Below are 8,865 nucleotides of genomic sequence, written 5' to 3'. Positions count from 1 at the left end.
TAGGAGTCAGTCCGGAACAAAAAGTGGGAATGCGTTCAGCTATGAGATCATTGTTAGCGGCTTTGCCGGTTACAATGAGGCCGAGTTTGGAAATCCATTATTTTGCACGAAGTGTAAAATAATTAGTTTCGAACCGGCCCATAGCGTTCCAACAGCATTCCCACTTTTTGTGGAGGACGGGAAGTTAAACACATTTACGCTATAACCAAACTTGAGTAAGAACCAAAACAATTATCACCAGAGCTTTTTTATTTGCTAGCTTCCTTTTCTAAAAAATCGGCTGGTGTTATTTGATCCATCCCAATCATTGGATTGATCGAATTATTCATAATTAAATCCATCGTTAATCGATAATCCCTCGGTTGCTCTTCTTCCACAATCTCTGGAGCATCATCAGTTTGTTTAGGCTTAATTTTAAAGGTAGTAAAAATACGTTCCTTTAAGGTGGTTTGACGTTCGCTCGATTGATCCCTAATTGATCGTTCAAAAGCTGAGCGATCGCCTACCATAATCAACAAACGCTTGGCTCGAGTAACTGCCGTATAAAGCAAATTACGTCTTAACATTCGTGATTCTTCGTTAACTAATGGCAAGATAACCATTTCAAATTCAGAACCTTGTGATTTATGAATCGACGTACAATAAGCTAAAGCTATATTAGTCCAATCTTTTCGATCCAACGTTACTTCATTGCCATCAAAATCAATAACCAATTGATCAACATGGTCTGTATTCTCTTTAGCTAAAATAATTCCCACAATTTTGCCAATCTCGCCATTGAAAACATTATCTTCCGGCGTATTGACTAAATAAACGACTTTATCATTAATCCGATACTTCGTATTTCCCATAGAAACTTCTTTACGCTTGGGGGTCATAGGATTAACCACATTTTGAATCACGAAGTTCAAATTATCAATTCCCGCTTGACCTCGATACATTGGAGCTAACACTTGAACATCAGCAATATCAAAACCACGATCATTTGATTTGCTAATAATTTGCGACAAAACACTTGGAACTTCGCGACTACTACAATTAATAAAACTTCGATCGGATTTATTTTGAAAAACATCGTCCTCAATCAGTCCCTCATTAATATCATGTGCCAATTGAATGATAGTTGAATCGCCATCTTGACGGTGGATATTTTTCAAAACCATTGTTGGAAAAACCTCACTATTGATTAAGTCGGCAAATATTTGACCAGGACCAACTGATGGCAGCTGATCACGATCTCCCACTAAAACAACTTGAGTACCTGGTTGAACTGCGGAAATGAGTAATTTGAATAGTTTAGTGTCAACCATCGACATTTCATCAATGATCAACAATTTACAGTCCAAACTGGGCTCTGCAAATTCATCATCCTCTGTTCCAGTTAATCCCAGCAAACGATGAATTGTCATTGCAGGCAATCCAGTTGATTCCCCCATGTGTTTAGCAGCACGACCAGTAGGAGCCGCTAAAGCAATCGCATAGTCATCTGCTGCAGGATCTAGAGGCATATCGTTTAACTTGGCGTATGCCGCTACAATTGCATTGATAATTGTAGTTTTTCCAGTTCCGGGACCACCAGTCAGCAAGAACACAGGATGCGTCAATGACTGTTTGATAGCCTTTTCTTGCGATTCATCATATTTAACTTTAAAATCAGTCTCAATTTGCTTAAGTTCTTTTTTCAAAGCATGTTGGCTCCAAGAAACTCCTTTGAAAGTATCATCAATCATCTTGAGAGATTGTGCTATAGACCATTCGCTGTCAGACAAATCTTTCTCATAAACATTGCCATCTTCAACCAAAAGAACTCCATCTTTAACTAAGCCACGCAAACCATCGACTAACTTTTTAGTTAAATCAGGTGTAGAACTAGCACGTAAAACCCCGGTTACTCGCTTAACCAAATTTTGCCCATCAACAAAAGTGTCTCCAGTTTCATTGACGCTCAAAGTCACCATCTGTATCAAAGCGCCCTTGATTCTTCTGAGATCATCACCTGTAATACCAAGTCTCTTAGCTAATTCATCAGCCCTTTTAAAACCGACTCCTTTAACATCAAGCACTAGTTGGTAAGGGTCCTCTGTGATTTTATCCAAAGTCTGAGGACCATACTTTTGATAGATACGGGCACTTAGAGTTGGTCCAAAACCATAATTGTTCAATTGATACAAAGCTTGCTCAGTTTGATGATTGCTAGAAATTTGTTCAATGATATTTTGAGTTTTTTCTTCACCCAATTTTAAAAAATCTAAAGCATGAGGGTCTTGTAGAATTTTATCGATTGCATCATTTCCCAATTCATCAACAATTTTCTCAGCTTTTTTCTTGCCAATACCCGGAAATTCTTCACTTGAGAAAAAGCTTATCAATTCCTTTCGACCATTGGGACGACTACGTTTGTAAGATGTAGCTTGGAATTGCTTGCCATATTTAGGATGATCAACAATTTTACCTTCGAAACGATATTCTTCTTCCTCTGATATTTCGCCGAAACTCCCAGTTACTACAATATCTCCAGCATCCCAATCAGTATTGGTTTTTTTAACTTTGATTGTAAAGATCTTATAGAGGTTTTCAGGATTTTCAAAAAAGATGGCTTTGACAGTACCCAAGAAATATGGTTTCTCGTTATTCTCCGTCATCGCTATCTCCTTGTTTTATAAATTTCTGCAACTCTGCGAGCTTTTTTTCATTCTTCAAATAGTATTTTTCATCAATTTTTTTAGATTCAGCTAGGTAAGTTTGATAATCTTCTTTTAAGTTCATCGCACATAAGGCCATATTAAAGTAAAATTTCGCCTGTGGCTGGATTTTGTTGGCTTTCTTATAAAACCCTAATGACTCTTCAAAATTGCCGTTAGCTAGCAATAAATCGGCTAATAATTCATTAGCTCCTAAATCATGAGGGGCTTTTTCTGTGGCAGTCAAAGCGTACATAATCGCCAATTGTCTTTTTCCCTGTTGATCTAAAGTTTTAGCCATCATAAAATAAGCTTCAAATGCATAGTCATCATTGATCAACTGTTGAAAAATCTCATTTGCCTTATCGAATTTATCAGCTAAATAGTATACATTTCCTAAGTTATACAATAAATCTCGATTATTTTTAAACATTTCCAATGATCGAGCTAGCAATTCCTCAGCTTGTTCCAAATCGCCTGCTTGAACTAAATAAGTTGATAATTGTAATATCTCAGGCAATTGTTTAGGATCTTTATTTAAATCAGCCACAATCAGTTTAATGGCTGCTTCTTTATCGCCCTTTTTAAATAATTGTTCTGCTTGCTTGTTCATAAGTACCTCAAATCGTATCTGAACTCTCTAATTTCTTATTCAGATATCCTGTCTCATTCCATTTAATTAATTTAAATTCACCATCTTCATATCGTAAGTGCGTCAAACTTGTATTCGACAAGCCGCCATTTTTTCTAATGTCAGCTATTTTAGTACCTAATAGTGATTGAATCATCGTTACTAAAGCCGCTCCATGACTAACAATCACTACATTGCTTTGAGCATTATTCTCAGCTACGATCTGTTTAACTGCCTTTGTAGTTCTTTGAGCCACTCGTTCAAATGATTCGCCACGAATTAAGTCATAATCATAATCAGTTGGCTGATGTCTAAAAGCATAAATTACTTCTGGCATTTCATTCTCTAATTCCGAAAATTTTCGACCTTCCATAATACCCAAGTCAAATTCACGTAAATCCCTAACAATTGTTAAAGGTATTTTACGATTTAAATTTTTAATCAATGTTTCTGCGGTCGTTTTTGCACGAGGTAATGGACTTGAATACATGTGATCAATTGCTGTATCCTGAAGTCTTTTTGCCAACAAACTAATATCATGCAAACTTTCAGGCAAAAGTGGAGAGTCACCATGCCCTCCTTGATATTTACCTTCTAAATTCCATTCAGTTTTTCCGTGTCTGACAAAATACAATTCCATTTTTCTCACCTTACCAAGTTAGTTAAATACAATTATGGATTTTTTGACAGATTTTTTCAAGTTCGGCCATCAGTTTACAGAAAATATTAATTATATATAGAAAAAGCTCTTGATAAATGACTTTTTACTCGCCATTATCAAGAGCTTCTTACTTGCTGAAATTTAGTTAAGCTTTTTTACTAATTCATTATATCTCAAACGAGCTTTGCAAGGATAAATTCTTGCTGTACTCTTTTTCCTAGATGTATTGCAACTTCTTCTCTGCCATATAAGCAGCATCGATTGTTGCTCCACCTAAGCACTCCTCACCATCGTAAAAGACAACTTCTTGTCCTGGTGTAATAGCACGTACAGGATTGTCAAACTCAACATTAACCTTACCGTCATCTAAAACATGAACTGTAACGCCTGTATCTTGTTGACGATATCTGAACTTAGCTGTGGCATGGAATGTGTCGCCGTAATTCAAACCAGTGATAAAGGAAAGATCTGAAGCATCCAAATGGTCTGCATACAATCTCTCGTTATCATATCCTTGATCAACGTAAAGAATGTTCTTAGACATATCCTTACCAACAACAAACCAAGGCTCGTTTGACTTACCATTTCCACCAATTCCAAGACCTGATCTTTGACCAATTGTGTAGTACATCAAACCAGCATGCTTACCCTTAACAACACCATCAGGTGTCATCATTGTTCCAGCTTGTGCAGGCAAGAACTCACTAAGGAACTTACGGAAGTTTCTCTCACCGATGAAACAAACACCAGTTGAATCCTTCTTCTTAGCAGTTGCAAGTCCAGCCTCTTCAGCGATACGACGTACCTCTGACTTTTGCATACCGCCAATTGGGAACAAAGCATTTTGCAATTGATCTTGTTGAACAGTACTCAAGAAATAAGTCTGATCCTTGTTAGCATCGCCACCACGTAGCAAATGAACCACGCCATTATCGTCACGGAATGTCTGAGCATAGTGACCCATAGCAATGTAATCAGCATTTAACTTGTTGGCATAGTCAAGGAAAGCCTTGAACTTAACCTCTTTGTTACACATAACATCAGGATTTGGAGTTCTTCCCTTACGATACTCATCCAAGAAATACTCAAAAACACGATCCCAATATTCCTTCTCAAAGTTAACTGAATAGTAAGGAATACCAATCTTATTAGCAACCTTAGCTACATCCTCGTAGTCTTCTGTCGCTGTACATACGCCAGCATCATCAGAGTCATCCCAGTTCTTCATGAAAACTCCAATAACCTCATAGCCTTGTTGTTTCAAAAGAAGTGCACTAACTGACGAGTCAACGCCACCACTCATACCTACAACAACACGCTTCTTCTTATTATCCATTTTTAAAACCTCATTTTATTTAACTAATACATTTTTTTCTTTCAAAAAGTTCATCAAGTATCTGTAATCACTGACTTCTACATCAGTATTTTTTACTTTGAACATATTAATATTATGTAAACCACTTTTATCAGTGATTGCTAATTTTAAACTGTCCAAATCTTTGGAAACAGTAGCACGCAAGTAATATCTAGCCGCATAAGGAGACGAACCATTGATTGGGTGTTCCAAACGAAAACTACCCTTATTACTTTCCATGAAACCTGCATCCATCAGTGAATATTTTTTAATATCCGGGTTGAGTTCGTAGATCTCTTGATCCCCTTGTACCTGAGCTTGACGTTTATCCATTTTAATCATCCCTTATAAATTATTTTCTATTAATTATAAGTTTGAATAAAAAACACTAATTAGTCAAGTCACGTACGATCTCAACGAGCCTATTAGTAAACTTAATAATTTCCGCTTCGGTATTATCTTTACCAAAACTGATACGAACGGAATCATTGATTTTAGGACTGTCTTCGCCAAACATAGCTACCAATACATGTGATGGTTCTAGACTACCTGCTGTACAAGCTGAGCCACCAGAAATAGCAAAACCTTCTAGATCTAATCTAGTTAGCAAAACTCCCCGATCTACTCCTGGCAAATAAAGATTCATCACATGATTCAAAGCATGATTATCAGTTGGTCCATTAACACCAAAATCAATCTGATTCTCAGTTAAAATTTTTTGAATTGTCTGTTTAAATCCAAAATAACGATTTTGTCGAGCTTGTTTAACTTCCGGAGTAATCAACTCAACAGCTTTAGCAAAACCGGCGATAGCGGGAACATTTTCTGTTCCAGCACGACGTTTGGTTTCCTGATCTCCACCTTTAATAAATGATGGTATATGAATACGATCATCTATATAAAGAAAGCCAATGAATTTTGGCCCATTTATTTTATGAGCTGATGTGGATAGCATATCAATGTGTTCTTTTTTAACATCAATGTCTTCCATTCCAAAAGCCTGCACAGCGTCGGTATGGAAGAAAGCTTGATGATCTTTTAAAACTTCCCCAATTTCTTTAATTGGATTCATTGAACCAACTTCATTATTGCCATACATAATTGATACCAAAATCGTATCATCCCTCAAGGCAGCTTTAACTTGTTGGGCTGTAACTTCACCACGTTCATTAGGTTTCAAATAAGTTACTTCAAACCCTAACGATTCCAAATATGCCATTGGTTTTAGAATTGCTTCATGTTCAATCGCAGTCGTTATGATATGTTTACCTAATTTTTGTCTAGATAACGCTGTTTCAATGACAGCCGTATTGTCGCTTTCAGTCCCGCCACTGGTAAAGACAATTTCCGTGTCTTTAGCATTAAGACTTTGAGCAATCGTATGACGGCTTTCATCTAAAACCTTCCGAGCTTGGCGTCCAAAATAATTGGTAGCAGAAGCATTACCAAAATTGTGAGCCATTTGATCGTGAATTACGTCGACTACAGGTGTAGCCATCGGTGTGGTGGCAGCATTATCTAGATAAATAAATGCCACAATAAATCCCCTCTATTCTTGGTCTAAAAAGTTCAGCAACATAGTTACTGATTTGCGTCCGGCTTGTAAAACAAATTCGTCAAAGTTTACACTAGCATTTTCGTCACCAACATCACTCATTGAACGAATAACAACAAATGATGTATGGAATTGGGTACAAACCTGAGCCACAGCGGCACCCTCCATTTCAGCTGCTAATGCATCTGGGAACGACTTTTTAATTGTAGCAATTTTTTCTTTTGCGTCAACAAATTGGTCTCCGGTAACAATTAAACCAACACGAGAAGTTAATCCTGTTCTTTTGGCAGCAGCAGCAATTTCCTTAACATAATCAGCATCGGCATTGAAATATAGCTCTTGTTGTGGCAATTGACCAACTTTGTAGCCAAAACCAGTTGCGTCAACATCGTGATAAGCCATTTTATCAGAAATAACAACATCACCGATATGCAAACCTTCTCCAATACCACCAGCTGATCCTGTATTAACAACAAAATCTGGTTGATAACGATCATTGATTAAAGTTGTTGTCATACCTGCTTGTACCTTGCCAATACCACTTTGGGCTAGATATACTTCATGGTTTTTATAATTACCGATGGTAATATCTACACCTGCAACTGATTCTTGATGAATATCAGTCAATGATTCCTTCATCAATTTAATTTCTTCTTCCATAGGGACGATTACGCCAATTTTCATACTCTAACTCCTTAAATGTAAAATAATATCAAAAACACTAGCACAATTAAGCCGAATATTGTAATGATGGCAATATTTAACTTTTTTTTCAATTTATTTGTCTTATTCTCAAAAGATTGCAAATTTTCTTGAATAATTTGTTCTGGATGTTCTTGTTGATACTCTGATTCTGCACGTTGTCGCTCTTGTTCACGAATCTTTCGTTGCTGTTCTTCAATCTGATCTGCTCGAACGACTGTCTGCGGTTGGGTCTCCTTTTTTACTTTTGTATTATAAAAGTCTTTAATTTTAGAAAACATTTATTTTTCCTTTGCTTTTAACAATTCCCAATAAGTAATGGCATAAATTGTTTTTGAGTCACAAATTACACCCTGTTTAATCTGTTCTTTAGCTTCATCTAGCGTCAATTCTTCCACGTTCAAAAATTCATCTGGATCGAGCGGACGTTTGAACTCAACTTTTGTCAAATCAGTTGCCTTAAACATAGTTAACTTTTCATTAGAATATCCCGGACTTGCAAAGAAAGCTGTAACTTTCTCTAGCTTGTCAGTTGTCATACCTAATTCTTCGTCCATTTCACGTAAAGCAACTTCCTTTAAGTCGCTGCCTTCATCAGGATCAATTTTACCAGCAGGAATTTCCAAGGTTTCTTGATCCAAAGGTGTACGCCATTGTCTGACAAAAATCATCTTATCATTATCTGTAAAGGGCATGATTGCCACGGCACCATGATGTTCCACTACTTCTCGAATATCAGGAATTCCATTGGGCAAAACAACTTGTTCAACGTCAACATTGAATATTTTGCCACCAAACATTCTCTTTTTTGCTACTACTGCCTCATAATATCTTGAATCTTCTTTACTCATTACTGGATCCTCTCATTTTTACTAATCTAAAGACCGACATAACGATTGCAATTAAACAAATTACAACTGCAAGTGTTATTGTAACACGCATATCATTCATAAAAATATTAGCAACACTAAAATTCTATGGTTCAAATAACAAAAATGGTAAATTCATCTTCATGAATTTACCATTCTTTAATTATCAAATAAAGTTTCAAATTGACTCTATTCTACTTCTTCATCATCAATGATCTTAATATTGACTGCTTGTGGACCTTTATATCCGGGAGCAATCTCAAAGTTTACGTTCAATCCATCTTTAATAAAGAAATCCTCACGATTAAGAACAGAATCAGCGAAAAAGAAAACATCTTCTTCACCATTGTTTATAAAACCAAATCCACGATTCTTATTAAATCTAACGATTTTTCCAGTAAACATTTTATCC

At 36.4% G+C, this 8,865-nt stretch carries 10 protein-coding genes; all 10 read right to left on the bottom strand.

What is annotated here, in order from left to right:
- Positions 1 to 248: 248 nt before the first annotated feature.
- The gene (gene recD2 / locus FD26_RS05570) at positions 249 to 2,642 is read right to left on the bottom strand and encodes an SF1B family DNA helicase RecD2 (protein ID WP_057867440.1); all 2,394 of its coding nucleotides are present in this window, start codon (positions 2,640 to 2,642) and stop codon (positions 249 to 251) included.
- Positions 2,629 to 3,294 (bottom strand): tetratricopeptide repeat protein, encoded by a 666-nt coding sequence (locus FD26_RS05565; RefSeq protein ID WP_057867439.1) that lies wholly within the window; start codon positions 3,292 to 3,294, stop codon positions 2,629 to 2,631. The genes recD2 and FD26_RS05565 overlap by 14 nt, the downstream gene beginning before the upstream one ends.
- Before the next feature lie 7 nt (positions 3,295 to 3,301).
- Positions 3,302 to 3,952 (bottom strand): histidine phosphatase family protein, encoded by a 651-nt coding sequence (locus FD26_RS05560; RefSeq protein WP_057867438.1) that lies wholly within the window; start codon positions 3,950 to 3,952, stop codon positions 3,302 to 3,304.
- Between the two features lie 238 nt (positions 3,953 to 4,190).
- Positions 4,191 to 5,309 carry a tRNA 2-thiouridine(34) synthase MnmA gene (mnmA, locus tag FD26_RS05555; protein WP_057867437.1) on the bottom strand — a complete coding sequence of 373 codons (1,119 nt, stop codon included), beginning with the start codon at positions 5,307 to 5,309 and terminating at the stop codon, positions 4,191 to 4,193.
- A 15-nt stretch (positions 5,310 to 5,324) separates the two neighbouring features.
- Entirely contained in the window at positions 5,325 to 5,660 is a 336-nt protein-coding gene (locus FD26_RS05550) for a hypothetical protein (protein ID WP_057867436.1), read from the bottom strand.
- 55 nt (positions 5,661 to 5,715) lie between these two features.
- Complete coding sequence (locus FD26_RS05545; protein ID WP_082596239.1) at positions 5,716 to 6,864, bottom strand: cysteine desulfurase family protein; 1,149 nt, start codon at positions 6,862 to 6,864, stop codon at positions 5,716 to 5,718.
- A 12-nt stretch (positions 6,865 to 6,876) separates the two neighbouring features.
- Positions 6,877 to 7,566, bottom strand: a complete 690-nt coding sequence (locus FD26_RS05540) for a 5'-methylthioadenosine/adenosylhomocysteine nucleosidase (protein ID WP_057867435.1) — start codon at positions 7,564 to 7,566, stop codon at positions 6,877 to 6,879.
- An 11-nt stretch (positions 7,567 to 7,577) separates the two neighbouring features.
- A complete protein-coding gene (locus tag FD26_RS05535) occupies positions 7,578 to 7,865 on the bottom strand; it encodes a hypothetical protein (RefSeq protein WP_057867434.1) in 288 nt (95 codons plus the stop codon).
- Positions 7,866 to 8,435: an NUDIX hydrolase gene (locus tag FD26_RS05530; RefSeq protein ID WP_057867433.1), complete on the bottom strand. Its 570-nt coding sequence runs from the start codon at positions 8,433 to 8,435 to the stop codon at positions 7,866 to 7,868. It lies immediately after the preceding gene.
- A gap of 207 nt (positions 8,436 to 8,642) precedes the next feature.
- Positions 8,643 to 8,858 (bottom strand): cold-shock protein, encoded by a 216-nt coding sequence (locus FD26_RS05525; RefSeq protein WP_057867432.1) that lies wholly within the window; start codon positions 8,856 to 8,858, stop codon positions 8,643 to 8,645.
- Positions 8,859 to 8,865 lie beyond the last annotated feature (7 nt).

The sequence above is a fragment of the Companilactobacillus crustorum JCM 15951 genome, assembly GCF_001434585.1.
Classification (GTDB): Bacteria; Bacillota; Bacilli; order Lactobacillales; family Lactobacillaceae; genus Companilactobacillus; species Companilactobacillus crustorum.
This window is presented reverse-complemented; position numbering and strand designations above follow the sequence as displayed.

What these genes read in the sequence shown, in the direction of transcription:
- recD2 (WP_057867440.1), bottom strand. Translation starts at nt 2,642, where the DNA reads ATGACGGAGAATAACGAGAAACCATATTTCTTGGGTACTGTCAAAGCC.
- FD26_RS05565 (WP_057867439.1), bottom strand. Translation starts at nt 3,294, where the DNA reads ATGAACAAGCAAGCAGAACAATTATTTAAAAAGGGCGATAAAGAAGCA.
- FD26_RS05560 (WP_057867438.1), bottom strand. Translation starts at nt 3,952, where the DNA reads ATGGAATTGTATTTTGTCAGACACGGAAAAACTGAATGGAATTTAGAA.
- mnmA (WP_057867437.1), bottom strand. Translation starts at nt 5,309, where the DNA reads ATGGATAATAAGAAGAAGCGTGTTGTTGTAGGTATGAGTGGTGGCGTT.
- FD26_RS05550 (WP_057867436.1), bottom strand. Translation starts at nt 5,660, where the DNA reads ATGGATAAACGTCAAGCTCAGGTACAAGGGGATCAAGAGATCTACGAA.
- FD26_RS05540 (WP_057867435.1), bottom strand. Translation starts at nt 7,566, where the DNA reads ATGAAAATTGGCGTAATCGTCCCTATGGAAGAAGAAATTAAATTGATG.
- FD26_RS05535 (WP_057867434.1), bottom strand. Translation starts at nt 7,865, where the DNA reads ATGTTTTCTAAAATTAAAGACTTTTATAATACAAAAGTAAAAAAGGAG.
- FD26_RS05530 (WP_057867433.1), bottom strand. Translation starts at nt 8,435, where the DNA reads ATGAGTAAAGAAGATTCAAGATATTATGAGGCAGTAGTAGCAAAAAAG.
- FD26_RS05525 (WP_057867432.1), bottom strand. Translation starts at nt 8,858, where the DNA reads ATGTTTACTGGAAAAATCGTTAGATTTAATAAGAATCGTGGATTTGGT.